Annotated in this window: 19 protein-coding genes; 10 read left to right on the forward strand and 9 right to left on the reverse strand. The window is 44.3% G+C overall.

Features of this window, described 5'->3' with window-relative positions; translation table 11 throughout:
* Positions 1–85: 85 nt before the first annotated feature.
* From AB4154_RS04565 to AB4154_RS04575, 3 genes are all read left to right on the forward strand, one after another.
* Complete coding sequence (locus AB4154_RS04565; RefSeq protein WP_017060422.1) at positions 86–685, forward strand: CoA pyrophosphatase; 600 nt, start codon at positions 86–88, stop codon at positions 683–685.
* A gap of 309 nt (positions 686–994) precedes the next feature.
* A complete protein-coding gene (locus AB4154_RS04570; protein WP_017065422.1) occupies positions 995–2,248 on the forward strand; it encodes an aromatic amino acid transport family protein in 1,254 nt (417 codons plus the stop codon).
* A 120-nt stretch (positions 2,249–2,368) separates the two neighbouring features.
* The gene (locus AB4154_RS04575; RefSeq protein ID WP_017060420.1) at positions 2,369–3,730 is read left to right on the forward strand and encodes an L-serine ammonia-lyase; all 1,362 of its coding nucleotides are present in this window, start codon (positions 2,369–2,371) and stop codon (positions 3,728–3,730) included.
* A 119-nt stretch (positions 3,731–3,849) separates the two neighbouring features.
* Here AB4154_RS04575 and AB4154_RS04580 read toward each other — a convergent pair whose 3' ends face one another.
* Positions 3,850–4,992 (reverse strand): amino acid permease, encoded by a 1,143-nt coding sequence (locus AB4154_RS04580; protein WP_372122381.1) that lies wholly within the window; start codon positions 4,990–4,992, stop codon positions 3,850–3,852.
* A 780-nt stretch (positions 4,993–5,772) separates the two neighbouring features.
* On the opposite strand from AB4154_RS04580, the gene AB4154_RS04585 reads away from it, so the two are divergent.
* Positions 5,773–7,395, forward strand: a complete 1,623-nt coding sequence (locus AB4154_RS04585) for a methyl-accepting chemotaxis protein (protein WP_017068771.1) — start codon at positions 5,773–5,775, stop codon at positions 7,393–7,395.
* 94 nt (positions 7,396–7,489) lie between these two features.
* Here AB4154_RS04585 and AB4154_RS04590 read toward each other — a convergent pair whose 3' ends face one another.
* Positions 7,490–8,980, reverse strand: a complete 1,491-nt coding sequence (locus tag AB4154_RS04590; protein ID WP_372122346.1) for a SulP family inorganic anion transporter — start codon at positions 8,978–8,980, stop codon at positions 7,490–7,492.
* A 558-nt stretch (positions 8,981–9,538) separates the two neighbouring features.
* Here AB4154_RS04590 and asnS point away from each other — a divergent pair.
* On the forward strand, positions 9,539–10,939 hold the full coding sequence (gene asnS, locus AB4154_RS04595) for an asparagine--tRNA ligase (protein ID WP_017060416.1): 1,401 nt from the start codon (positions 9,539–9,541) through the stop codon (positions 10,937–10,939).
* Positions 10,940–11,072: 133 nt separating this feature from the next.
* On the opposite strand, the gene AB4154_RS04600 is transcribed toward asnS, so the two are convergent.
* Positions 11,073–11,279 (reverse strand): hypothetical protein, encoded by a 207-nt coding sequence (locus tag AB4154_RS04600; RefSeq protein WP_004734707.1) that lies wholly within the window; start codon positions 11,277–11,279, stop codon positions 11,073–11,075.
* Between the two features lie 125 nt (positions 11,280–11,404).
* Positions 11,405–12,808 (reverse strand): PLP-dependent aminotransferase family protein, encoded by a 1,404-nt coding sequence (locus AB4154_RS04605; protein ID WP_372122348.1) that lies wholly within the window; start codon positions 12,806–12,808, stop codon positions 11,405–11,407.
* Between the two features lie 218 nt (positions 12,809–13,026).
* Between AB4154_RS04605 and AB4154_RS04610 the strand changes: the two genes are divergently transcribed.
* The 3 genes from AB4154_RS04610 (at position 13,027) to AB4154_RS04620 (ending at position 16,511) form a co-directional block, all read left to right on the forward strand.
* Positions 13,027–13,326 (forward strand): hypothetical protein, encoded by a 300-nt coding sequence (locus AB4154_RS04610; protein WP_017060414.1) that lies wholly within the window; start codon positions 13,027–13,029, stop codon positions 13,324–13,326.
* Between the two features lie 250 nt (positions 13,327–13,576).
* Positions 13,577–15,118, forward strand: a complete 1,542-nt coding sequence (locus AB4154_RS04615) for an HD-GYP domain-containing protein (protein WP_069597131.1) — start codon at positions 13,577–13,579, stop codon at positions 15,116–15,118.
* A gap of 202 nt (positions 15,119–15,320) precedes the next feature.
* Positions 15,321–16,511: an amino acid aminotransferase gene (locus tag AB4154_RS04620; protein ID WP_017065416.1), complete on the forward strand. Its 1,191-nt coding sequence runs from the start codon at positions 15,321–15,323 to the stop codon at positions 16,509–16,511.
* Positions 16,512–16,635: 124 nt separating this feature from the next.
* Here AB4154_RS04620 and AB4154_RS04625 read toward each other — a convergent pair whose 3' ends face one another.
* Complete coding sequence (locus AB4154_RS04625; RefSeq protein WP_017060411.1) at positions 16,636–17,277, reverse strand: outer membrane beta-barrel protein; 642 nt, start codon at positions 17,275–17,277, stop codon at positions 16,636–16,638.
* Positions 17,278–17,427: 150 nt separating this feature from the next.
* Here AB4154_RS04625 and AB4154_RS04630 point away from each other — a divergent pair, with 150 nt between their 5' ends.
* Positions 17,428–19,317, forward strand: a complete 1,890-nt coding sequence (locus tag AB4154_RS04630) for a DUF294 nucleotidyltransferase-like domain-containing protein (RefSeq protein ID WP_372122350.1) — start codon at positions 17,428–17,430, stop codon at positions 19,315–19,317.
* A gap of 5 nt (positions 19,318–19,322) precedes the next feature.
* A complete protein-coding gene (locus tag AB4154_RS04635) occupies positions 19,323–20,039 on the forward strand; it encodes a 3'-5' exonuclease (RefSeq protein ID WP_048658409.1) in 717 nt (238 codons plus the stop codon).
* A gap of 211 nt (positions 20,040–20,250) precedes the next feature.
* Here the strand turns inward: AB4154_RS04635 and AB4154_RS04640 are convergent, their stop codons facing one another.
* The 4 genes from AB4154_RS04640 to AB4154_RS04655 form a co-directional block, all read right to left on the reverse strand.
* A complete protein-coding gene (locus tag AB4154_RS04640) occupies positions 20,251–22,140 on the reverse strand; it encodes a GGDEF domain-containing protein (protein WP_372122383.1) in 1,890 nt (629 codons plus the stop codon).
* Between the two features lie 20 nt (positions 22,141–22,160).
* On the reverse strand, positions 22,161–23,309 hold the full coding sequence (locus AB4154_RS04645; protein WP_029235305.1) for an extracellular solute-binding protein: 1,149 nt from the start codon (positions 23,307–23,309) through the stop codon (positions 22,161–22,163).
* A 351-nt stretch (positions 23,310–23,660) separates the two neighbouring features.
* Complete coding sequence (gene serC, locus AB4154_RS04650) at positions 23,661–24,755, reverse strand: 3-phosphoserine/phosphohydroxythreonine transaminase (protein WP_017065411.1); 1,095 nt, start codon at positions 24,753–24,755, stop codon at positions 23,661–23,663.
* A 163-nt stretch (positions 24,756–24,918) separates the two neighbouring features.
* Positions 24,919–26,181: a DUF945 family protein gene (locus tag AB4154_RS04655; RefSeq protein ID WP_372122352.1), complete on the reverse strand. Its 1,263-nt coding sequence runs from the start codon at positions 26,179–26,181 to the stop codon at positions 24,919–24,921.
* Positions 26,182–26,272: the final 91 nt, after the last annotated feature.

Below are 26,272 nucleotides of genomic sequence, written 5' to 3' on the forward strand. Positions count from 1 at the left end.
GTGAATGAAGAAAAACTCGATATTGGTAATCAACCCACGGTTATGTCTATACTTAAAATCATAATAATCAATATATTGGCTTGATATGAATAAAGAAAACTTCCTTCAGCAATTCCAACTTAACCCTACCGTTGGCTATCATCCTGAGTCAGTAGAGCGTGTTTCGCACATCAGTGGCGAGCAATTACGTAAAGCGGCAGTGGTGGTAGGTTTAGTTGAAAGAGAAGATGGTTTACATGTCATTTTTACTAAAAGAGCGGCTCATTTAAAGCATCACCCCGGCCAAGTCAGCTTTCCTGGTGGTAAACACGAACTTTCTGACCCTTCTATGCAATTCACTGCACTGAGAGAGCTCCATGAGGAGGTGGGAATTCGATCGGATCAAGTTAAAATTATTGGGCAATTACCAGCATTGAGTACTATTAGTAAATTTTCTGTGACGCCGATTATTGCCATGGTCGATCCTGACTATGAAGCCATCATTGATGAGAACGAAGTTGCCTCAATTTTTGAGGTACCCGCTACCTATGTTTTAGACCAAGCCAAGTTACACAGCCACACTGTTAACTTTAAACAAATCAAGCATCGAGTTTTTGCTATGCCCTTCCAAGAGCACCTAATTTGGGGCGTTACGGCGCAAATCATCCATTCACTGCAGCAACATGTAGTGCAACAAATTACATAGCAACTACGTTTTATTTAATCTCTGTTAACAAAATCCAGACTTTCTATGGAACAGATTTATTAATGCAATTTTACGCAAACGTTTCCCTGGTATAAATCTATACAACCCCGCCTTTCGCATAAATAAAAGTAATACCAAGCATAAACATAAATCACCTGTGGCACGCTATTTTCGTGATCAAAAATCCGTTTTTCGCATATCATGTGACACGCCGTTTCATTACATGATTTAGATCTATTTTTTGCAGAAGAAAATTCTGCAGAATTAGCCCCGACTTATTTCCTGTTCCCAAAAAATGAGTAATTTAACATGAACACAACAACTTCTTCGGCAAATGCCGTTAAAGATTCAAGCAAGTTTAACTATAAAGATTTTACCTGGTGTTTATCACTATTCGGTACAGCAGTTGGTGCTGGCGTACTATTCCTTCCAATCAAAGCTGGTGCGGGTGGTTTTTGGCCATTAGTTATCCTAGCTCTAATTGCGGCACCAATGACTTGGTTCGCACACAAATCTCTAGCTCGTTTCGTACTGTCTGCTAAAAACCCTGAAGCTGACATTACAGATACAGTAGAAGAACACTTCGGTAAGACTGGCGCAAACCTTATTACTTTCGCTTACTTTTTCGCTATCTACCCAATCGTTCTGATTTACGGTGTTGGTATCACAAACACTGTTGATTCTTTCCTAGTAAACCAAATGGGTATGGAATCTATTCCTCGTCCTCTTCTTTCTGGTGCACTTATCCTTGCTATGACTACAGGTGTTGTATTCGGTAAAGATCTGATGCTGAAAGCGACTTCAGCAATGGTTTACCCACTAGTATTCATCCTACTAGCACTGTCTTTCTACCTAGTTCCGGATTGGAACACTTCAATGATGGAAGTAACACCTGAATGGTCAACAATGCCTTCTGTTATCTGGCTTGCAATTCCAATCATCGTGTTCTCTTTCAACCACAGCCCAATCATTTCACAGTTCTCTAAAGAGCAACGTCGTGTATACGGTGAAAACGCAGTTAAGAAAACTGACGCGATCACTGGCGGCGCAGCAATGATGCTGATGGGTTTTGTAATGTTCTTCGTATTCTCTGTAGTTCTTTCTCTATCTCCAGAGCAACTAGCAACAGCACAAGCACAGAACATCTCTGTTCTTTCTTACCTAGCAAACGTACATGAGTCTCCACTTATCTCTTACATGGGTCCTCTAGTAGCGTTCGCAGCGATTACTTCTAGCTACTTCGGTCACTTCCTAGGTGCTCACGAAGGTCTTGTTGGTCTAATCAAGTCTCGCTCTGGTTCTTCAATCTCTAAGATTGAAAAAGCATCTCTAGCGTTCATCGTTGTTACAACTTGGATTGTTGCGGTAGTTAACCCAAGTATCCTAGGTATGATTGAAACAATGGGTGCTCCAATGATTGCAGCTATCCTGTTCCTAATGCCTGTGTTCGCGATGCAGAAAGTACCAGCTATGGCTAAGTACAAAACTTCAGCACCTGTGCAAATCTTTACAGCTTTATGTGGTCTAGCGGCTATTAGTTCTGTAATCTACGGCGCTCTTTAATCTCAAGCCCTTTTTATAAGATGGCATCCATCTTATATCGCGAGATTAGACAAAAAATATAATGATAATAAATGAGCCTCCCGACTCCCCTTGGGAGGCTCTCTTTTTGAGGTAATCGCTATGATTAGTGTATTTGATATCTATAAAATCGGTGTTGGTCCATCGAGCTCACACACAGTTGGACCAATGAAAGCGGGTAAAGAATTTATTGATGACCTACGTTCAATGGGAAAATTGCGCGACATCACTAAAATCACCGTGGACGTATATGGATCACTATCACTGACAGGGAAAGGTCACCACACAGATATCGCAATCATCATGGGTCTTGCTGGCAATACTCCTGAGCGTGTTGATATCGATTCTATTGCTGGCTTCATTGCTCGCGTAGAAGAAACTGAGCGCCTTCCTGTTGGCATGCACTGTCATACAGTATCGTTCCCACGCGATGGCGGTATGAACTTCCACACTAGCAACCTTTCTCTACACGAGAACGGCATGAGCATTCATGCATGGGTTGGTGACGAAGTTGCATACTCAAAAACGTACTACTCAATTGGCGGCGGTTTCATCGTTGACGAAGAGAACTTCGGCAAAGAAGAAGAAAACCCAATCAAAGCACCTTACGAATTCACAACAGCTGAAGAGCTGGTTAATCAGTGCAAAGAAAGCGGTCTTTCTATCAGTACACTGGTTATGAAAAACCAAGCAGCGTTCCACTCAGACGAAGAGTCTCGCACTTACTTCGCTAACATCTGGAAAACTATGCGTGAGTGTATGGATCGCGGTATGAATACTGAAGGTATCCTGCCTGGTCCACTACGTGTTCCTCGCCGTGCAGCAGCACTTCGCCAACAGCTAATGACTTCAGAAAAAACAACCAATGATCCAATGTCGGTTGTTGACTGGGTAAACATGTTTGCTTTCGCAGTAAACGAAGAAAATGCAGCTGGCGGCCGTGTAGTAACGGCACCAACAAACGGCGCATGTGGCATCATCCCTGCTGTATTGGCTTACTACGATAAGTTCATCCAAACAGTGACAGAGAAAGATTACATCCGTTACTTCGCAGCTTCTGGCGCGATCGGTGGTCTTTACAAGCGTAACGCTTCAATCTCTGGTGCTGAAGTTGGCTGTCAGGGTGAAGTTGGTGTGGCATGCTCTATGGCTGCTGCTGGTCTTGCTGAGCTTATGGGTGGTAGCCCTGAGCAAGTATGTATGGCTGCAGAAATCGGCATGGAGCACAACCTAGGTCTAACATGTGACCCAGTTGCTGGCCAAGTACAAGTACCATGTATCGAGCGTAACGGTATTGCTGCAGTTAAAGCAATCAACTCGACTCGTATGGCGCTTCGTCGCTCTTCTGCTCCTACTGTTTCTCTAGATAAAGTTATCGAAACAATGCTAGAAACAGGTAAAGACATGAACGCTAAATACCGTGAGACATCTCAAGGTGGTTTGGCTGTTAAGGTTGTTTGTTAATCATTCTGAATTAATAAACCGATAATAAAAAAGGAACGCCGCGGCGTTCCTTTTTTGTATCTGAAGCTTTTGGAGCTAAAGCTTGGTGACTGATTGATTCAACCGACCAAATTGTTTTGTTAAATCACTTGCGAGATAAGCAGGAAACAACCAAACAGCAGTGAGAACAACATCATTGCGCTGCCACCTTCTGCTCGGTATCGGTCATCAGCAACTTTCATGAAGCGCTGCTTGTGAACCATAACCAGAGGAACAAACACCGCTAGGAACACCAAGATGATGCCTGCGTAATTCAGCACTTGTAGGAACTTGTCTGCAGCAAGCAATGAACCCGCCAACGGCAAGATAAAGCTAATGCAGTACGTTACCGCTGTATTTTGGTTGAACATGTCTTTGTTCTGGTTGAACAACGCCATTGCTACGCCAAAGAAAGAAGTCAACAACGCCAAGCCAGTGAAGGTAGACAAGACGTTACCCACCCAAGGAGACTGAGCCTCAAACGCCGCCATCAAATCTGATACGTTCTCAAAGCTTCTGAATTGCTCTTCACTCAAGTTGCCCACTACCGCAAACAACCAACACAAGTAACACACTAATGGGATCAGAGAACCGATGATCACCATGTTACGCAGCTGTTTGTCTGTCGCTTCGTGGTTGTAAGAAACCAAGGTTGGAATCACCACCATAAAGCCAAAGCTCGTAAACAGGATGGCACTGGTTTTGATTAGGTCAACGTGGTCATGGTTGGTTACCTGCATCAAGTTTTCTTGAGTCATGCTCGGCGCTAAGAAGGCCATGGTTGCAAACAAACTAGCAAGCATCACGAAGAACAATGCTCGATTGAGCTTATCAATCACACCAGTACCACTTGCGACTACTGCGCCAGCAAGCAAGGTAAACACGGTTTGGCTGGTAGTCGCGGTAATTTCGACGCCAAAGTTAGACAGTAACTTACTCAGCAAGTCACCTGCGCCCAGAATGTAAGCCATTAATAGGCAAATCAACAACGCGTATAGCAAGCCGTTGGTAAGCAACTGACCTTGTTTACCCAAGGTTTTTCGGGCAATAGAGTTTAATCCTAGACCGCCACCCGCTTTGATGGTCGCTTCTAGAAGTAGTAATGCTGCGTAAGTCGTACCGAAACAGATCAGTACCATAAGCAGTGTGCCGTAAAGCAATCCGAATTGAGCTAATACCATTGGGATCGCAAGCATACCAGCACCGAGAGCGGTACCAGCGATAATTAGGGAGCTACCCATCATTTTAATATTCATTGTTTTTAACTTATTTGTTTAGTTTTTATAGATGTGAGTCTTCGTTCATCGAGCGGATGACAAAGGAGTTCAGATAGAAATAAAGTTATAAAACGAATAACAATAGGAGCGATAAGCGGTAAAGAAGCGTGCAGAGACGTTGTCGAACAGGGCGTTCAAAGGGGAGCTTGTCTTAAAAGAGGTAAAACGAGAAGCGTGAGTAAACATTAACTGATGTGGTGAACCTTCCGTAGGTTCAATAATCGGTGATGTAATCTTGAATTTCATGTATGTGTCCAATAAGTCACATTCCATAGTATTTGAAGCAGCGTATCCGTTGCTGCCCTACCTCTATCATAGAGGTCTTTTCATCTTATCGAATGAGCCTCGAAACACAACGCTATAACCACAATTTTTGCTATTAAATTGAACAAAACAACCATTTGGATATAAATTGACCACTAAGTCGTCTAAAACAATAGTCTTTATTGATAAAAGACAAGCGGACAAATACATCGAGCTAATTAACAACCTAGGCTTTTCTAATTATCAGCACAATCAAAACTCGATGCTGCACTTCAATTTTCCCAAAACAACAGTCTGTTTTAAGAACAGCGAGGAGCTTGAAGCGCGTTCCATTTCAACATCAGACACGACACAAACTCGCTACATCACAGAAACATAACCACAACCGGAGTGTGGTCACACAATTCGTTATACCCCATAGGTGGTAGGAATTCTTACTAGTACAGTATTTGCGTCATTATAATTAATAAAAACAAACACCTTATGCGCTCAACAATCACCTTTAAAATCCTAGTGGCCCTCGCCATCGTGTTCACCTTTTTGCTGGCAATATCGACCTATTTCCAATATTCGCAACAAAAGCAACTTGTAAACTCAGTGTTAAGTGAGCAGCTTCACGACAAAGCAAGTAACTACTTCGATAGCCTCAATATGATGATGCTCACCGGCACCATGGCACAAAAAGAGACCCTTCGTCAGAAAGCACTGGCTCAAGAAGGCATTGAAGACGTTCGTGTTTTACGCGCCGACGCTGTCAGCAAGTTATATGGCCCAGGTAATGACAACCAAACACCGGTTGACGATATTGATAAACGAGCGCTAGCGGGCGAAACCGTTATCGAACCTTTTTCTGCTGATTGGGGCAAAGGCTTGGTTATTGCTCTGCCAATGAAGTCGAGTGAAGATTACCGAGGAACCAATTGTGTCGCCTGTCATATGGCACCAGAAGGTGAAGTCTTGGGTGCGATTCGTCTCGAATATAACCTTAACCATGTTAACTCGCTGATTAACACTCAAACCATGGCTGCTATTGGCATTATGGCAGTGATCTCGTTTGCCGGATTTGTCCTTACGATGGGATTAATTCGTAAGATTATCGTGCGCCCGCTGCAACAGACTTCTCGCTTTATGACCCAAGTCAGCAACGATAAAAACCTATCCACTCGCCTGCCGGAACAAAGCAAGGATGAGATTGGCACGCTGGCTAACTCCATCAACTCGTTCATGGGAACCGTATCCGACAGCTTAGAAAAGGTACAAAACACCTCGCACAAACTGAATGCGTCTGCCAACCAACTGACTAGTGTCGCGCAAATTACCGAGCAAGCCGCCAGTGACCAGCAAAGCGAAACCGCCGAAGTGCAACATAATGTCGAAGGAATACAGGCACAGCAAGTCAATGTAGAACAAGCGACTTTAACGGCTTCAGAGCTTATTAATCACACCGCAGATGTGGCATGTAAGAGTGCCAACCAAGCACACGACGCAAGCAGTGAGATAAAAAACCTCGTTAGCAGCATAGAAGAAGTGAAACACAAAATACTGACACTCAATGAGCAAACCGGAGAGGTCTCTTCAATATTGAGTGTGATTCGTGGCATTGCTGACCAAACCAATCTTCTGGCCTTGAATGCAGCAATTGAAGCGGCACGTGCGGGAGAACAAGGTCGTGGGTTTGCGGTGGTGGCTGATGAAGTTCGCCATCTTGCATCACGAACCGCTGAAGCAACAGGCAGTATTGAGTCAATCATTCATCAGTTCCAGCAAGGCAGCGAAGAGTCGCTGACTTCTGCCGATCGCGTTTGCGAACAAGCCCATCAAAGCTCAACCGATATCGACGCACTTTCAATTGAAATGAATGGTGTGGTCGAAGAGATGAAACAGGTGCTGGCTCACGCACAGAATATTCAGCAGCAAACGCAATCCACCACACAAGCGACTCAAGATGTTCAACAAAAGGTTGAGACCATCACCTCTCACGCCAACAACACGTCGCAATCTGCGGCTGAAACTCGCAACATCAGCAATGACTTAGAAGAGCTGTCTGATCACCTTGAGTCACTGATTAATCAGTTTACTTTGTCGAGTACAAAGAAGAAGTCATAGATCGCCAACAAAAAAGCGCTCAACAATGAGCGCTTTAACTTCATAACAATGTCTAGTTCAGGCTTTCAGGCTTTAAAAGTACCTTAAGCCAAGATTAGTGCGTAATGGAAACCGCGGTTAAGTCTTTATGCTTGTGATACATCGCGTGTTTGACTATCAGATTCGCACTCACGCTATCCATTCCTGACACTTCAACGTAAGCCCCTTTTTTACGGAACTTGAACACAACCTTATCAAGCGCCTCGACCGAGGTATTATCTAAGAATGACGCATCCGATATATCGATGGTCACTAAAGAGGTCGCGTTGTCATAATCAAATAAGTCGACAAACGCATCTGACGAAGCAAAGAAGACATGGCCTTTTACTCGGTGAATGGTGTGCATTTCGTTTGTCACGACTTCATCGGATATAAACACCATGGATTTGCTGGCATGTGCATAAAACAGAGCCGACAGCACCACGCCAACCGCAACACCTATCGCTAAGTTATGAGTAAACACCACCGCCGCCACGGTTGCTAGCATGGTTACATTGGTTGGCAGTGTGTGATCTTTAAGCTCAACAATGGAACGCCATGAGAATGTGCCGATAGAAACCATGACCATCACAGACACTAAAGCGGCCATCGGTATCAGCTTCAACCAATCAGAAACAAACACCACCATTAGCAACAAAACCACCCCAGCGATCATGCTGGACAATCGGGTTAAGCCACCTGATTTGATGTTAATGATCGACTGACCGATCATTGCGCAGCCCGCCATTCCACCAAAAAGGGAAGCCACGATGTTCGCAACGCCCTGCCCTTTACACTCATTGTTTTTATTGCTTTCAGTATCAGTCAGGTCATCGACTATGGTCGCTGTCATCAAGGATTCCAACAAGCCAACCAGAGACAGAGCAATCGAATATGGCAGGATGGTTGCAAGCGTCTCAAACGTGAATGGAATATTAGGAATCAAGAACACAGGCAGTGAATCGGGAAGCTTGCCCATATCGCCAATCGTTCTCACATCTAAGCCGAAGAGCAAACTAATGATTGTCAGGGTAACAATCGCGACCAGTGGAGAAGGTATTGCGCGACCAAACTTGGGGAAATAAGGAAGCAGATAAATGATCGCCAAACCCAAAGCGACTAACACGTAAACGCTTGAGGGGACGTTGATTAATTCAGGAAGTTGGGCCATGAAAATTAGAATGGCGAGCGCGTTAACAAATCCAGTAATCACCGATTTGGAAACGAAATTCATCAGGTTACCAAGCTTGAGATAACCAGCTGCGATCTGAATGACGCCAGCTAGAAATGAAGCGGCGAGTAGATATTCTAGTCCGTGCTCTCTCACTAAAGTGACCATTAGTAGCGCCATAGCGCCTGTTGCACCGGAAATCATTCCCGGACGACTGCCAACCAAAGCAGTGACGACACAAATACAGAACGAGGCATAGAGCCCTACTTTAGGGTCAACGCCTGCAATAATTGAAAATGCGATGGCTTCAGGGATCAATGCGAGTGCAACCACAATCCCAGATAATGAATCTCCTTTAACGTTTGATAACCAGTGTTTTTTTAAATAATTAAGCATGTAATTCTCTTTTACTTGTACAGCCAGTCCTGCCTTGTTGAGACATAATTTGATCGACTGTTTTTCTTGAATGAGCGAGCGCTCGAAAAGTGCGGGTGTAGAGAGAATGCAGGGGTTAAAGCGGCGTAATTAACACGTAGATATTAAACTCCTCTTGTTGCTTTAGTGGGAAATTAAGAAGGTGATCAAGTCCAAAATGACTGAATCCGCGCCAATGTAGAGTGAGTCTCAACACAATCACACTCCCATTATTGAAAACAAAGGTTTCGATTACGCCATGCTCGTTCAGCAGCTCACATAGGGTGAAAGGTAAGGCTGACGCTAAGATCGAACAAAAAACACACCCTCAAACCTATTTATCGTCAGTAGACACAATATTTCTTTCACCAAGCAAGAATAAAGGTTGAAGCTGTCGGTATGACAGGTAATATGTTCAATCGATTTAAAAAGTTTATACAACTTAATGTTTCGGCTAATTATTGTGCAAATGTATATTTATTTGCAGCAATGCCAGAGACTTTGAGTTGAATTTGTCCCTCAATGGAGAATGAAATCAACATGACTTACGCGCCTGTAACAGACGTACTTGGCGGCAAGCTAGCGGTAGACAGTGAAGTAACTGTTCGCGGCTGGATCCGTTCACGTCGTGATTCCAAAGCTGGAATCTCTTTCCTTGCCATTTATGACGGCTCTTGTTTCGACCCGATTCAGGCCGTGGTTCCTAATAATCTTAATAATTACGAAAACGAAGTATTAAAGCTAACAACTGGCTGCTCTGTTGAAGTAACGGGTAAGATTGTTGAGTCTCCTGCGAAAGGTCAAGACTTCGAACTAGCAGCAACTGATGTTAAAGTTGTTGGTTGGGTTGAAGATGCTGACACTTACCCAATGGCTAAGACACGTCACTCTATCGAATACCTTCGTGAAGTTGCTCACCTACGTCCACGTACAAACGTGATTGGCGCAGTAGCACGTGTACGTAACTGTCTATCTCAAGCGATTCACCGTTTCTACCACGAGCAAGGCTTCTTCTGGACTTCTGCTCCGCTTATCACTGCATCTGATGCAGAAGGCGCTGGTGAAATGTTCCGCGTTTCTACGCTAGACATGGAAAACCTACCACGCACTGAAAAAGGCGATGTAGACTTCAACGAAGATTTCTTCGGTAAAGAGACGTTCCTAACAGTATCTGGCCAACTTAATGCTGAAGCTTACGCTTGTGCACTAAGCAAGGTTTACACGTTCGGTCCTACGTTCCGTGCTGAAAACTCAAACACAAGCCGCCACCTAGCTGAATTCTGGATGGTTGAGCCAGAAGTTGCGTTTGCAGATCTTAACGACGTAGCGAAACTGGCTGAAGACATGCTTAAGTACGTTTTCGCTGCTGTTCTTGAAGAGCGCCGCGACGACCTTGAGTTCTTCGCTTCTCGCATCGACAAGCAAGCAATTACTCGTCTAGAGCAATTCGTTGACGCTGACTTCGCACAAGTTGACTACACTGACGCAATCCAAATCCTACTAGACTCTGGTAAGAAATTTGAGTTTGACGTTGAGTGGGGCATCGACATGTCTTCTGAGCATGAGCGTTACCTAGCTGAAGAGCACTTTAAAGCGCCTGTTATCGTTAAGAACTACCCGAAAGACATCAAAGCTTTCTACATGCGCTTAAACGACGACGGCAAAACAGTTGCTGCAATGGACGTACTTGCACCAGGCATCGGTGAAATCATCGGTGGTGCACAACGTGAAGAACGTCTAGACATTCTAGACGAGCGTATGATTGCTATGGGCATCGACCCTGAGCACATGAGCTGGTACCGTGACCTACGTAAATACGGCACAGTGCCACACGCTGGTTTCGGTCTTGGTTTCGAGCGTCTAGTCTCTTACGTAACAGGTATGGGCAACGTTCGTGACGTGATTCCATTCCCACGTACACCACGCTCTGCAAACTTCTAATTCGAAACCTATTCGATATTAAAAGTTAAGAACAAACAAAAACCTCCGCACTTGCGGAGGTTTTTTTATGTTCGGAATAAAACGAGTCCAGATGCTTCTGCGTGCCACTATCTGAGACTCATTATTTCAAAAGCTAATCCACATCTTGGTCGATAGCGTATTTTATTGCAAGACCGCAAATTGCCATCATAACGAATGGGATCGCGGCAGTGGTGTATTCCGCCCACGCCATATCAGCGAATGCTTTTGCCAGCAGTACGTGGCCGAGAATAAGCAGAAGCGCACACACAATAGCGACAATAATCAGCTTAACTTCATTTCCCATAGTCATTTTCAACATAACGGTATCTCCAATATTTGGTCTACCGTTATTGAATCACAACTCTTTGGTCAATTAGGCGTACAGTTACCCCACAAACAACCCGTACAGTTGGAATGATTGTCTTTTATGAGGGACTTAAGGTTTTACGAGTGCGTAAGTTGATGTGCCAGTTTGCCAAGCCAGATGAGCGCCTGTTCTTTCTCTTCTGTCAGTTCATAAGAGAAGTTCAATCGTATCGCGTTATCCACTCTGCCATGCTCACTAAACAGATCGCCAGATGCAACGCTAATGCCTTGCTCGATAGCCAGTTGATGAAACTGTTGGCTGTCGAATTTTTCAGAAAAGCGAATCCATATCAAGTAACCACCAGCCGGCTCTTCAATCTCTATTGAATGCGGAAAGTACTGCTTAATGACATCGATAAATCGCTCTTTCCTGACGACAAGGTTTTTACGCAGTTTACGAAGGTGATTGTCGTAGCTTTCATGCGTTAAGAAATGAGCGACACCAAGTTGAACAGGAGCGCTACTCGATAACGTAGAAAAAAGCTGTAACTTTTGAATCGCGTCGTTAAAACGCGTGTTCACAACCCACCCTACTCGATAACCAGGACACAAACTTTTTGAATACGACCCACAAAGCAAGACAGAATCGGTCTTATCGAAGGCCTTTAGTGGCTTCGGCTTATGCCCTTCGTAATAAAGATCGCCATACACGTCATCTTCAATAATGTAGGTTCCATGCTGTTCTGCAATCTCTACCACACGGCGCTTTGCCTGTTCCGACAAACTGGTTCCCGTTGGGTTTTGAAAAGTCGTCATCAGCCAACACGCTTTAACATCTTGGTTTTGTAGCGCGTTTTCAAACTGCTCTATATTCAACCCATTGATTGGGCAAACGTCCACTTCGATCGGGTTAAGCCCGAGCCTCTCGACAGCCTGCAGAGCACCATAGAATGCGGGAGACTCAATCACGACGTTATCACCCGACTTGGTGACCGTTTGCAGGCTCAAGTTGAGCGCCTCCATAGCACCCGACGTAATCACGATGTCTTGATGATTAACCGTAATCCCTTGCTGCAGATAACGCTGTGCGATTTGCCTTCTCAAGGACTCACTGCCCGGTGGTAAATTATTTATCACACTCGCGCCAGTCATCTTCCTACCCGCGCTGGCAAGGTTTCGAGTCAAGGTAGGTAACGGGAAAAGGTCGGGATCTGGGAATGCAGAGCCGAAAGGAATCACACCTTCGGCTGAACTCGACTTCAAGAAATCAAATAAGCGGTCATTAATGGCTTTCTTTTCACTAACGAGTGGCTGTGCGTAGTCAACGCCGTCCAGCCTTGGCGCTACAAAGTAGCCCGACTGAGGTTTAGCGATGATCCACCCTTCGCTTTCTAGCAACTGGTAGGCTTGTAAGACAGTACTATTGCTGACGTTGTAATTTCGACAACTCATGCGTACCGAAGGGATCTTCTCTCCGGATCGCCACGTATTGTTGGCTATCTGAGTTCGAATATCCTTTGCAAGCTCTTCATAACGCGCCATCTAATTGTACTACCTAGAGAAATTCTGTGAGCCGGTGATTTTATCACTTACGCCAACAACTATTGCTGCTATCCATATGATCGCACCTAATTTCCACAATAGTGTGAATTGGTTCACAGATAACTTTGTAAGCTTTGCTAAGTTTGTACCCAAGGTAGGAGCTAAGTTGGCTTTCTACCTCAATAATTTGATGTAACCCAAAAACATGCGAGATAACAATGAAAAAAATAGAAGCAGACCAATTAAGTTATAAAGGAGAGTCAAACGGTGTTCACAGTTGGACAACACCGAGCGGTCAGCCATATTACTGGCACCCAGATTGGCTCCATATTGCTGAAGATGCGACAGGCTCACATCCAAAGCAAAAGATCGATGTCGAACAAGACCAAGCACCAACGGAAAAACACGCGGTGTCTGCTATTCTGAAACACATCAACCAATGGGCTGCAGACAAACTAGCGTCTCACCCTGAGATTGAAACCGGCTCAATCGAAGCTGAAATCAATCTCAAAAAGTAACGGGTTAAAGTAGATATCGAACTCAATCACGCGCGATTCTAACCCAATACACAGACTGAATAGCCTCGACCCTCGACCGGGGCTATTCAAGCATCTTCATAAAAATGCTGCAATAACCCCCACCTAGCTAACAAATCTCTAACACAAACCAGTTTCTTGTATCAATCCACGAAAGCTATCGATAGAATTTCCGGTCTTATTCACGTCAGTTATGCTAATCATTCGCAATTCTAAAGTCGTGAATCAATGAATGCGTAAATCTAATAAGAATGAGAACAAAGGCTTACCGATGGATACTTCAAATTACAATCAATCGCTAACGACTAAGTTATACGTCATTGCTGGCGTGCTGTTTGGCACCTATGGCAGTCGGGTGTGCCCTATGCTCGATAGCTTAACGACGTTAGAGATTTTCACACAAGTCAGTATTGTGTTTATCTTATTATGGCTCGCACGTCGTTACCCATTGGCGCAACATACCTTGGTCAAGCAAGGCCGATTCACGCAACTCGATACCCTGCTATTTTTTGCTGCAAGTGTGCCTTTCGCGCTCTACTACAACTTAAGCTATGAATTCACCATAGATAGTAATTTGAAGGTGCTGTTTGGCATGAGTCTATTCGGCTTCTTTACCGGAACCATTCTTCAATTGAATGCCAAGCTCAGCCAAATGGATAAAATGGAGACGACTGGACAATTCGACTTCCAACTGGTTGGTGAAAGAAGTTCACTGGTCAAGCAGATGATAGGCTTGGTTATCGTGCTTCTGGTAACACTGACAACTATGTTGACGATGATTGCCGTTAAAGACATCTTCTGGCTAGAACACAACCCTGACCGCTTATTGGATGGCACCGGCAAGATCAGCGTGATCAAAGAGTTTATTTATTTGGCTGTGGTACTGGGTGGCTACGCGATAACCATCATGACGCTTTGGAGTAAGCTAATTAAGCGTATTCTCCTAAGCCAAGAGCACGCATTAAACAAAGTCACCAATGGCGAGCAAGGCGTTCGCTTACCTATTTTCGGCTACAACGAGCTTGGATCAATGGCATCTATGACCAATACCATGCTTGATAGCCTTGAAACCGCGCAAAACGAAGTGAAAACCACACGTGACGTGGCCATTGTGAGCTTATCGGCATTGGCTGAATCTCGAGACAATGAAACGGGCGCACATATCCTAAGAACTCAAGAGTACGTCAAGGTGCTCGCACAAGAGCTCAGCAAATCAGAAACCCACTCAAGCTTGTTAACACCAAACTACATCGAGTTGCTCTACAAATCTGCGCCTTTGCACGACGTGGGCAAAGTAGGTGTTCCTGATAGTGTGTTATTGAAGCCGGGCAAATTGACGGACGAAGAGTTTGAGATAATGAAAGGTCACCCCGCGATTGGGGCTGAAGCGTTATCTATTGCAGAAAAGCAGTTGGGAAGTAGCTCTTTCTTAAGAGTCGCAAAGGAGATATCTCTGACTCACCACGAGAAATGGAATGGCAGTGGTTATCCTAATCAGTTGTCTGGTGAAGATATCCCGTTATCTGGCCGTTTAATGGCATTAGCTGATGTTTATGATGCGCTCATCTCGAAGCGAGTCTACAAGCCAGCCTTTACTCATGAACAAGCTAAACAGATCATCTTAGAGGGCAATGGGACGCATTTTGATCCGCAAGTTGTCCAAGCTTTTCTGGTCGTCGAACAAGCGTTTGTTTCAATTGCTGCGACCTACAAAGATGGCAAAAATGTAGCGAGTGAACTCGAGCGCGAAAGCTTTATTGCTCAACCAGCGTAATCTATTCAAAATCCACTAACTTCTTGCACCCTATAGGTTAATCCGTAGGGTGTTTTGTTATCAAATATCCTCTTTAGTCAATAAATCTGATTGAAATGGATTTTTTTTGGTCTTTCTGTTCACTTCGTATTGTCTTAAAAATTCCATACAGGTATAACTACCCATAGATACTATCCCCTCTCAATTGACATGGATGAAGATTATGTTTGAAAAAGTGTTAGCTGCTCCCGCCGATCCTATCCTCGGCCTTACTGAAGAGTTTAAAAAAGACTCTCGTGCAGAGAAAATCAACCTTGGCGTTGGCATCTACAAAAATGAAGATGGTCAAACACCAGTACTTAAAACAGTAAAGAAAGCAGAAGCTGCACTTCTTGAAAACGAAAAAACCAAATCTTACCTAACGATTGAAGGTACAGCTGAATACGGTCTAGCGGTTCAGAAACTTCTTTTCGGTTCAGACGCAGAGATCGTTGCATCTCAACGCGCTAAAACAGCACAAGCTCCAGGTGGTACAGGTGCACTTCGCGTAGCGGGTGAATTCATCAAGCGCCAACTGGGCGAAGTGAAAATCTGGATCAGTAACCCAACTTGGGCTAACCACAACGGCGTTTTCGCAGCTGCGGGGATCGAAACTGCTCAATACAGCTACTACAACGCTGAAACTAAAGACAAAGACTTCGCTGGCATGGTTGCTGACCTAGAGAAAGCTTCTGAAGGCGATATCGTTCTTCTTCACGGCTGCTGTCACAACCCAACAGGTATCGACCCAACAACTGAAGAGTGGGAAGTACTGGCTAAATTGGTTGCTGAGAAGAAACTGCTGCCTCTATTCGATTTTGCTTACCAAGGTTTTGCAAAAGGCGTTGAAGAAGATGCTGCTGGCCTACGTATTTTTGCTCAATACAACAAAGAGATCCTTGTTGCTAGCTCGTTCTCTAAGAACTTCGGCTTGTACAACGAGCGTGTTGGTGCATTCACTCTGGTTGCTGAATCAGCAGACGTAGCAACGACAGCATTCTCTCAAGTTAAGAGCATTATCCGCTCTATCTACTCTAACCCACCAGCCCACGGCAGTGCTGTCGTTACTCACATCCTTGGTGATGCTGATCTACGTGCTGAATGGGAAGCAGAAGTGGCAGAAATGCGTGACCGTATCCAAGAGATGCGTGAACTATTCGTAACGACACTGAAATCAGAAGGTGTTGATGCAGACTTCACATTCATCGAACGTCAAAACGGCATGTTCTCGTTCTCAGGTCTAAGCAAAGAACAAGTAACTCGCCTAAAAGACGAATTCGCAATCTACATTGTTGGTTCTGGCCGTATCAGTGTTGCTGGTATGACTAAGTCAAACATGGGTCCTCTATGTAAAGGTATCGCTGCGGTTCTTTAATCGAAAAGCGAAACCTGTATTTGCAGACCAATAGATGTGTAAAAGCCAGCAATTAAGCTGGCTTTTTTGTGTCTGTCTCTTTGTATATAAGAGCTATTAGTGCACTTAGCCTTTTCGTTACTGGCTAATACTCTAGGAAAAATTCCACTCCTAGCTCGTGAGTACGCTCGCTACGAATTTTACCTTCACCATCTCGATGTTGATATGACCCACCAATCGCAAACTTATTGGTCACTAGATAACGTAAACCTAAGTGATAGACCTCTTCATCAAACAGGTCACTTCGATTCACTTGCACACTCCCGTTAGCTATCCAACGTTTCGCAAAGCCATAGTTAAGCTCAGCTTTTACCCCTTGGATGAACTCAGTGTCTGAAGATTCAGTTCGGTTGGTGTCATTATCTTCAACCTTACCTTTAGTGATACCAAGCAGGTAGTAAGCCACTATATCTAAATCTGTCTTAATGCTGTAACGGTAACCAACACCTGGCATCAGCGTATCAATTCGAGTTGTGGTGTCATCAGGGTGAATAAAGCGTGCGCTGTAGTCTCCCAGCAACAACCAATCATCCGTCATCGCGTAACTGACGCCTAATCCATACGACGAGGCGTTATTATTACTGCCTGCATCTTCATTTAAACTGCCCGAATGCGCCGTGGCATAAATATGGTCGTAATCTAAAATATCCACCGCGTTAGTGTCCGCCCACAAACTTGGAGAAAACATAAAAACCGCAGATACAAAACTAAGCTTCCACTTCGACATTCCTATCATCCTTAAACTGTCACTCCATTAATTGAAAGGTTAGTCTATCCATAAGACTTTAAAAAGGTTTTAGCTCACAGATTGATTTGTGACGGCAAAATATTATCAAATGTTGTACCATGAAATCATACAAACCAATGGATGATCATTATGGATGCTGAGTTATTAGAGATTCAAAACTTTCTGGCACAATACCCCCCTTTCACAGAACTCCCTGAGGAGATGTTGGCGAAAGTGACCAGTAGCGTGGAAATTTCTTATTACCGCCAAGATACCCCTATCATTCACTTTGGTGATCAAATACATGACTTATACATCGTTCGAAGTGGCGAAGTCGAAGTCTATCGTCGTAAAGGCGAACTCTATAACCGCCTGGATGAAGGCCACTTGTTCGGTCAAATGGGCCTACTGACCAACAACAAGGTGCGTTTCCCAGTTAAAGCCACCGAAGATACCCTGCTTTACTGTATTCCTGAGCCTATCTTCCAAGAGCTCTACGACAACTACGACTCCTTTGCCGATTTCGTAGAAGTAGAAGATAACGCGCGACTGCGCCAAGCCAACTCAGACAGCAACGACGCTAACGACTTAACGACATCCAAGGTTAAAACGCTGCTGACCAGCGAAGCGCCGATGATCGAGAAGACTCGTACGATACAACAAGCCGCGACGATGATGGCCGAAGACAATGTCTCTTCCCTGCTGATCATTGATCCAGAAATCGTTGAAGATGATGAAGATGACTCAACACCCGTGATTGGCATCATCACCGACCGAGATTTATGTACTCGCGTTTTAGCTGAAGGGCTTGACCCATCGGATGAAGTCTCTAGCGTAATGACACCGGAGGTTATCTCTCTCGATCACAATGCTTACGTATACGAAGCTATGATGACCATGCTTCGCTATAACGTGCATCATTTACCAGTGCTTAAAGATAAGAAGCCGATTGGTATTATCGAAGCGACCGATATTGTTCGTTATGAGTCTCAAAACTCGCTGTTATTGGTAAGTAGTATCTTCCAGCAACAAAGTATCGAAGATCTGAAGGTGCTTTCCGAGCAAGTAAAAGACAGCTTTGTGCGCTTAGTTAACGAAGATGCCAACGCCCACATGGTGGGTACTGCAATGTCGGTAATTGGTCGTAGCTTTAAGCAGCGAATTATCGAACTGGGCGAAGAGAAATTGGGCAAGTCGCCTATTCCTTACTGTTTCCTCGCACTGGGCTCTATGGGGCGTGATGAGCAGCTGCTGGTTACCGACCAAGATAACGCAATCATTCTTGATGATACCTACGAAGAGAAAAAGCACGGTAAATACTTTGAGGAGCTGTCGACCTTTATTTGTGATGGCTTAGATCAGTGTGGCTATGTGTATTGTACTGGCGATATCATGGCGACTAACCCAACGTGGCGTATGACTCGTCGACAATGGGAAGAGTGCTTTGCCGATTGGATTGATGATCCAAACCCGAAAGCACTGTTAAATGCTTCAATCTTCTTCGACTTAGATGGCGTTTATGGTCGTCTGAAATGGGCCGAGCAATTGAACAGCTTTATTGTTCGACGCGCACGTAAGAACAATCGCTTCTTGGCGTGTCTTGCACGTAACGCACTCAACCGTACACCTCCGCTCGGCTTCTTCAAAGATTTCGTGATGGAGAAAGATGGCCGTCACAACAACTCTATCAACCTTAAGCGTCGTGGTACTGCGCCACTCGCCGATTTGATTCGTGTTCACTCGCTCGCGGTAGCGTCTCGCTCTAAGAACTCGTTCGAACGCTTAGATGACATTATTGACGCCGGTATTCTGCCAAAAGGCCGAGCTCAAGATTTGAAAGATGCGATGGAGTTTATCTCTCTGGTTCGTATTCGCCACCAAGCACACGATGTCGACAACAACATCGAGCCTGATAACAACATCGAGCCAGAGAACCTGTCTGACTTCGAACGACGTAACCTAAAGGATGCATTCCAAATATTAAGTAATGCGCAAAACTTCCTTAAGTTCCGTTATCAAGCCAGCAACAAGTTTAAGTAGGGCCTATGAACAAACTATTCAGATCACCTGCGGTCGATTGGCCATTTAAGTTTGCTCAGAAGCTAGAACGTGCGAAAGACGAGCGCTTAAAGCACTTTTATAGCCAGCCTCTTCCAGCGCCTGATACGCCACTTTCAGAAGTGATGTTCTTGGCTGTCGACTTTGAGACAACGGGATTAAACCCAAACAAAGACGGCATTATTACTATTGGTTTAGTGCCATTTACGCTCAATCGCATCTACTTGCGACAAGCCAAACACTGGACGCTGAGACCAAAACAGAAGCTCGAAGAAGAGTCTGTCGTGATTCATGGTATCACTCACAATGACATCATTGATGCGCCAGACCTTAGCGAAGTGTTGGGTGAGATCTTAGAATCAATGGCGGGACATATTCCGGTGGTTCACTATCGTCGTATCGAACGTGACTTTTTGGACAATGCATTGAAAGTGCGACTCGGTGAAGGCATTGAGTTCCCAGTCCTCGACACGCTGGAGATTGAATCTCAGATCCAGAACAAACTGGCCGGTGGCCTATGGAATAAGCTAAAAGGCAAAAAACCAGCATCAGTGAGGCTTGGTCAGAGCCGTCGTCGATACCACCTACCCGACTACACGCCGCATCATGCATTAACTGACGCGATTGCGACCGCTGAGCTTCTCCAAGCGCAGATTGCTCATCACTTTGACGCAGAGATGCCTTTGAAGAATTTCTGGCTCTAATTGAGTTTCGTAAGCTAAACATAAACACAAAGCCCATCAACTTTCCATTGGTGGGCTTTTTCATTTTTATCGTCTGTGTTTAAGCAACGGTTGGCCCGACTAAGCGCATTTCCCATAAGCGTTTAAACATATTATAACGTCACACCGCAGCAGTTCCGCTCTAATGGACGTCGAAAATCGTGATCGCTATTTGTCAGCGTGATTGGCATTATTACTTCCCAACCACAGACAACGTTTGGTAATAAAGACGCTTTTGCTGATACATATTCTCATCAGCGACTGAGAACAATTGCTCAACGTCTGTTGAATTACTAGAGGCTGCACCAATCGAGAATCTGACAGGAATAGAGATACCCGCTTTAGTCTCGATTGCCTGTTGCTCCTGAGCAATGTACAACTGCTCAGTTATCTTTGCGACATTGAGCGAACTCGACTCACCAGACGTTAAGGTAAGCACCGCAAATTCATCTCCACCCAAACGGTATAGATTACTGGCAGGTGTCAATTCGTGGCTGATTACGTCTACGCAGCGCTGTATCAGCTCATCCCCGATCTCATGCCCATGAACATCATTGGTCGTTTTCAAGCCATTGATATCAATAATGATCAAAGAAATCTGATTTTGATTGTCGTTAATGCTGCGTTTACTGAATTCGAGATCTTCATTAAAAGCTTTACGATTCAAACAGCCAGTCGGCATGTTAATCCGTGTAATATTTTCGAGCTCTAGCCAACCAGCTAACTGTTTTTGGTACATGTCAAAAATCAGAAGATCTTCTTCACTGAGGACATCAAATGAACTTGAACAAAAATACCCGATCGCCGTCCCCTGTGAGTCACAGAGTATCAGGTCAGCCTCGCCAGTCCGGTTAAAATGAAACTGAATCGAATGTTGAACAAGTAATGTCTTTAACTCTTGATCGACCATTTGAGGAATCAACCGATATTCAGCCGCGTGTCTTGATGATGCAAACTGAACGATCTTCAAAAGACGATGCTTCTGGGATTCTTCACGCGCGAGCGAATACGTTAACTTGCTGGTTTTCTCTTCAACTAAGTCCTCTAGCAGAACATTAAACCTTTCGAGTTTATCGTTACTTTCTGTAAGCTCACGGACTTGGTATTGTATGCGACCCCACAAGGTTTCCAATAAACGACTCAGCGTGACGAACTCTGTAAAACGATGTTCATCCACACTATGAGTCGGTGACTGGTTATGCGAATACGACGTAACAGATTCAGCCAACAGGTTTAACTGCCCTGAGAACCAGCGGCTTAGGAACAGAGCAAACACAATCGCGATGGCAAGCGTCGCCACCAATATTCTGACAAAGACCACCTGAGCTTGTTGCATCTCTAATAAACGCTCACTGTCGGAAATATGATGTTTGACGTTCAGTACCAATTTGTCGGTAAAGAATGTGCTGTCGATAGAGATAATGTTCGCACTTTGTTCAGAAGATTGAGCATCCGTTGAATCAATATAGTTAAACTCAACCGACTCATTTTGATAAAGGAAAGGCGTCACTTTAGTCTTAAGTCTGTCATACCCCATAAGAACCACAAGATAACCCTGCGGCGTGTATGTAGAACCTTCTATCAAACGATAAGGTAAAATCGGCGCGACAAAAGCGATACCTGCAGCGGCATTATCCGCCACTTCAGTTTCGGTAAACTCGGTGTGGAACAATTTCCCTTGCCCATAAACCGATTGAGGACGCTTCAAGCTTTCTAATAACTGGCTCTGCTCAAAATGGTACAAGCTGCCTTTGCTGTCATAAATGGGCTTCCAGTTTTGGTCCAGAATATAAGTCGCGGACACACTCTCCGCTAGCGCATTGAAGCTATCCATCTTGTCCCAAACAACACTCGAGAAAAAGATATTACCACCCGCTTTAATCAATGATCGGTCATGCGAATACCATTGAGTTAGGCTCGCCGTCAGCTTAATTTGCTCTTGTACGGTTTGACGAATACCGGTCGTAGAGTTGTCCAGCTTGGTTTCTTTTTGCTCTAAAGAACTTTGGTTTTGTTTATTGAGAATCAACTGTCCCGCTAGGTAAACAGGAAGCATTGAGCAAGCCAGCAACACCAAGCCCATGGTGTATTTTAATGATAGCTTCAATCTCTTACCCTCATATTCGCCGAGTAATATTGAACAAAATCATTGTAAAACTTATGCAGTTCACTCTTTGGCATCCCTGACTTGTAACGCTGATACGCCCGAGCCGATGCCTCCCAAACGATCGCCATCTTGTAGTCACTCGACATCATTTGCGATGCTTGAAACTCATCGTACATATTTGAAAGTGTCTGGTTACCTTCCTCAACACGGCGTTGATTAACCTCATAAAACGGCGAAACCATGGCACTCGAGTGAGCTAAATAGGTGAAACTGTTTGATTGCAGGTATTGAACGACTTCTTTCAAAGCCAATTTCTTATCTGGGTTTTGCATGCCTTTTTCCGTGACAGCAAAAACCTTTGCGCCACTAAATGAAGACATACTTTCACCACGATAGGTCGGCAACGAATTGATGTACAAATCTCGACCAAAGGCGGCATCGAGTTCGCTGAACGCCCAATCACCGTCAATCAAAAACTCGACTTCCCCATTGATGAACCTCTGCCTCGCGCAAATATCGCTGCACGATGATTCGATGACTTTTTTCTGCTGCAACATGTCGATGAAATCAAAGATAGCAACTAACCCTTCACCATTAACATTCTTCGACGATAATAAGTCTTCAGAAAAAAGCTGATAGAAAGCTAGATAGAAGTACATGTTTGGATTGGGAAAAAGCACGCTCACTTGATCGGACTGAGCAGAGCGTTCAATTAGGCTCTCCCATGTCACGACTTGCGCTTGAGGCTTGCTCGAATACAGAACGACTTGGTTTCCAATACCAACCGGTAACGCCTTAAGCTCACCGTTGATGACCACTGCATCAAGCGCTTTTTTCTCATAGCGTTGGGTATCGACCCAAGCATCAGGAAGCGTCGCTAAATCGATATATTCAGTTAGACCTAAGAAGTCAGAAGGAACCCAGATGGCGTCGGGAAAGGTATTGTCTCTAGGATCAGCAACAAGCAGTTCAGAACGAATACTGTTGACGTCAAACGAACGAATTTCTACACGATGATCAGTCATCGCTTCGATATGTTCTTTTACATAATCGGCCGTTTCATAATTAATACCAGCCCATATTTCAAGTGTGGACGAACAAGCAACGGCCGGAAATAGCATCGCAAATAGACTCAATAACCTCACACTTGGTTCCTTGTGGTAAAAATTAGACGTTGGATTTTAATCGCCCATCAATAAACCGGGCGATGCGGCTTATCGCTCACTGCTCATGATTAGAGACCTAGCTTTGGGCGACACGTTATATAGTAAAAAGTGCCTAAATAACAGTTGATACTCTCGCTTTAAGAGAAAGGTCTGCTCATTCTGATACATCCGTCATATCTCTGGATGACTGTTCTTACAATAAATCAACATACCATACCCTTTATTATTAACGACAAAAAAAATGCCGCAAAAGCGGCATCTATCTCGTTCGGTGCATTCGACACAATAAAAATCAAATAAGCAATTTATCAGTCAAAGCCCTATCATCGATTAAGCGTATTTCTCTTCGAAATCTTTCATGAAGCTAACCAGCGCTTGAACGCCTTCCAGAGACATTGCGTTGTAAAGTGAAGCTCTCATTCCACCTACTGCTCTATGGCCTTTCAGTGATTTCAGACCTGCAGCATCAGCCAATTCTAGGAACTTGCCATCTAACTCAGGTTTCGCCAGTTGGAACGGCACGTTCATTCTAGAACGGTTTGCAGTGTGAACATCGTTTTTGTAGAAAGCTGAGCTATCGATTGCATCGTAAAGCAGCGCTGCTTTCTCTTTGTTCACCAACTCCATCGCTTCAACGCCACCTTGAGCTTTCAGCCACTTGAACACAAGGCCTGATAGGTACCAAGCGTAGGTTGGTGGTGTGTTGAACATTGAGTCTTTTTCAGCAAGTACTTTGTAGTTCAGAATACTCGGCAACACGTCGTTTGCGAGTTCGAGTAGATCATCACGTACGATTGCAATGCAGATACCCGCAGGGCCGATATTCTTTTGCGCGCCCGCGTAGATAACACCGTACTGAGACACATCAATCTTACGAGACAGAATGTTAGATGACATATCCGCTACGATTGGCTTATCCGTTTGAGGAAGCTCGCTGATTTCAATACCATCGATGGTTTCATTCGGACAGAAATGTACATACGCAGCTTCCGGGTCAATTTTCCAATCTTTAGCTGGAACAACCGCTGCTTTACCATCAATTGACGTCTTCGCGTTGAATACATCGATTTCGCAATATTTGCTCGCTTCAGTCACTGCACTTTCTGCCCAGTAACCCGCATCAATGTAAGTCGCTTTCGTCGCATCACCTAAAAGGTTTAGAGGAACAGCAGCGAATTGAGCACGAGCGCCCCCCTGACAGAAAAGAACTTTGTAGTTGTCTGGGATGTTCAGAAGATCACGTAGGTCCTGTTCGGACTCGTCAGCAACTTGAATAAATTCCTTGCTGCGATGGCTGATTTCCATCACGGAAGTCCCTAAACCATTCCAATCAATAAAGTCCGCTTGCGCTTGTTTCATTACCGGTTTAGGCAGTGCAGCTGGGCCAGCACTGAAGTTGAATACGTTATCTAATGTAAGTTCCATGGGGATGATTGCTCCTGCTAAATAATAACTATGCAAGTAATACCATGTTTTACCCAACATAAAAACAACAAAAGAGGTCTTAAGACCTCTTTTGTTTTGTACCGTATAAAATGTTTAAGCTTAACCTGCTAAATCACCCTATCAGTATTCACGCCTGCTCTGTTTATTGAACAAAAACCGGCATAAGTAGAGCGATTAATGGAATTTCTTGTCCATTTTCGAACACTAGGTTTCCATTTTCTAAGTCAGCGCTGATTTCATAACCACTGTCTGTTTCCTTGATCATTTCCATCACAAGCAATTCATCGATACCTTCACGGATGAATGGATACTCTTCAACAAGTTCATTTGAGAAGCTAGAGTGAACGTTGCCCGTTAATGCAGGCATGATCATCGAAGGGTTGCTGCTGATGTTTTCGGTCCCTTCCGGCACGCTCACCAACCACTTAGATTCGAACTGTCCCTTACCTAACTCTAACGACATGTTGTTCATTGAAAGGTCGAAACCTTTAGCAAACAGGATATCGATAAATGGAATGATCTCTGCAACGTCTTCTTGCGTCATCACAGGATTAGATTGGTAAATCTCAAAGATTTTCTCAAACGACTCGCTATCCAACTTCGACATTTCAAAATCGACGTTTAGGTTGTTCAACTGGCCTTCACTGGTCTCGATGTTTGCGATATCCAGCTTGAGGTTGCTGCGCAGACGCTTAGTTGCTTCATCTAGATGTGATTCAAAATCGTACTTAGAATTTTCAATGGTCATGAAAGGCTGCATTGCAGAATCTGAAACCAAGAAGCTATCGATAGTAAAATTCTGAGTACCTAACCAGTAGCCTTTCGCTTGTTGGCCTGAACCCACACCTTTCAGATTAGACAGCGTTACCTCTTCACCGGTTTCAAAATCAATTTGAACTGAAGGGATTGAAAGCTCGTAATCAACTTGGCCTAAAACAGTCGCATGGCCAGAAAGATTCGATTTAGTGATCGAGACCGAAGTCCCATTCTCATCAGAACCTTGGTGATTGAACTGGCTTAACTCAAAGTTAAAGTCAGTGTTGCCGTTTAGCTCAGTACTAGTGGTCAGAGTTAAAGGCAGAATATCGGTATTCTCAAACGTCGACAGTGCATTTAGACTCACCAAACCATGGCTAACCGCACTATTTATGACAAACTCACTCGGCAACCCATCAATCGCAAGTTGCTCTTTCAGGTTTTCATCCGTCACAGTTAAACGAGTGGTTATGTTGGAAGACAAGTAACCTCTATCGTATTCCACGATCTCAGCTTGAATGCTTGAATTGTTAAGCTTTGCAACGCCATCGGTAATCGCATTTTGTCCAATTTGCCCAACCGCTAGCGGCCAACAAAGTGCCAGTGAGATTGCTCCGCCAATTGCACCAATTTTTCTTAACTGTTCCATGAGTTCTCTTTCTACACGTGTCTGTTTTTTTTAGTCTAACCCATCAGTAGCAAACAAGAAACATTGAGTTAAATCAGTCTATTGCTCGATA

This window comes from Vibrio sp. 10N.286.51.B11 (genome assembly GCF_041469245.1).
Taxonomy (GTDB): domain Bacteria; phylum Pseudomonadota; class Gammaproteobacteria; order Enterobacterales; family Vibrionaceae; genus Vibrio; species Vibrio crassostreae_C.

What these genes read in the sequence shown, in the direction of transcription:
- AB4154_RS04565 (WP_017060422.1), top strand. Translation starts at nt 86, where the DNA reads ATGAATAAAGAAAACTTCCTTCAGCAATTCCAACTTAACCCTACCGTT.
- AB4154_RS04570 (WP_017065422.1), top strand. Translation starts at nt 995, where the DNA reads ATGAACACAACAACTTCTTCGGCAAATGCCGTTAAAGATTCAAGCAAG.
- AB4154_RS04575 (WP_017060420.1), top strand. Translation starts at nt 2,369, where the DNA reads ATGATTAGTGTATTTGATATCTATAAAATCGGTGTTGGTCCATCGAGC.
- AB4154_RS04580 (WP_372122381.1), bottom strand. Translation starts at nt 4,992, where the DNA reads ATGATGGGTAGCTCCCTAATTATCGCTGGTACCGCTCTCGGTGCTGGT.
- AB4154_RS04585 (WP_017068771.1), top strand. Translation starts at nt 5,773, where the DNA reads ATGCGCTCAACAATCACCTTTAAAATCCTAGTGGCCCTCGCCATCGTG.
- AB4154_RS04590 (WP_372122346.1), bottom strand. Translation starts at nt 8,980, where the DNA reads ATGCTTAATTATTTAAAAAAACACTGGTTATCAAACGTTAAAGGAGAT.
- asnS (WP_017060416.1), top strand. Translation starts at nt 9,539, where the DNA reads ATGACTTACGCGCCTGTAACAGACGTACTTGGCGGCAAGCTAGCGGTA.
- AB4154_RS04600 (WP_004734707.1), bottom strand. Translation starts at nt 11,279, where the DNA reads ATGTTGAAAATGACTATGGGAAATGAAGTTAAGCTGATTATTGTCGCT.
- AB4154_RS04605 (WP_372122348.1), bottom strand. Translation starts at nt 12,808, where the DNA reads ATGGCGCGTTATGAAGAGCTTGCAAAGGATATTCGAACTCAGATAGCC.
- AB4154_RS04610 (WP_017060414.1), top strand. Translation starts at nt 13,027, where the DNA reads ATGAAAAAAATAGAAGCAGACCAATTAAGTTATAAAGGAGAGTCAAAC.
- AB4154_RS04615 (WP_069597131.1), top strand. Translation starts at nt 13,577, where the DNA reads ATGCGTAAATCTAATAAGAATGAGAACAAAGGCTTACCGATGGATACT.
- AB4154_RS04620 (WP_017065416.1), top strand. Translation starts at nt 15,321, where the DNA reads ATGTTTGAAAAAGTGTTAGCTGCTCCCGCCGATCCTATCCTCGGCCTT.
- AB4154_RS04625 (WP_017060411.1), bottom strand. Translation starts at nt 17,277, where the DNA reads ATGTCGAAGTGGAAGCTTAGTTTTGTATCTGCGGTTTTTATGTTTTCT.
- AB4154_RS04630 (WP_372122350.1), top strand. Translation starts at nt 17,428, where the DNA reads ATGGATGCTGAGTTATTAGAGATTCAAAACTTTCTGGCACAATACCCC.
- AB4154_RS04635 (WP_048658409.1), top strand. Translation starts at nt 19,323, where the DNA reads ATGAACAAACTATTCAGATCACCTGCGGTCGATTGGCCATTTAAGTTT.
- AB4154_RS04640 (WP_372122383.1), bottom strand. Translation starts at nt 22,140, where the DNA reads ATGGGCTTGGTGTTGCTGGCTTGCTCAATGCTTCCTGTTTACCTAGCG.
- serC (WP_017065411.1), bottom strand. Translation starts at nt 24,755, where the DNA reads ATGGAACTTACATTAGATAACGTATTCAACTTCAGTGCTGGCCCAGCT.
- AB4154_RS04655 (WP_372122352.1), bottom strand. Translation starts at nt 26,181, where the DNA reads ATGGAACAGTTAAGAAAAATTGGTGCAATTGGCGGAGCAATCTCACTG.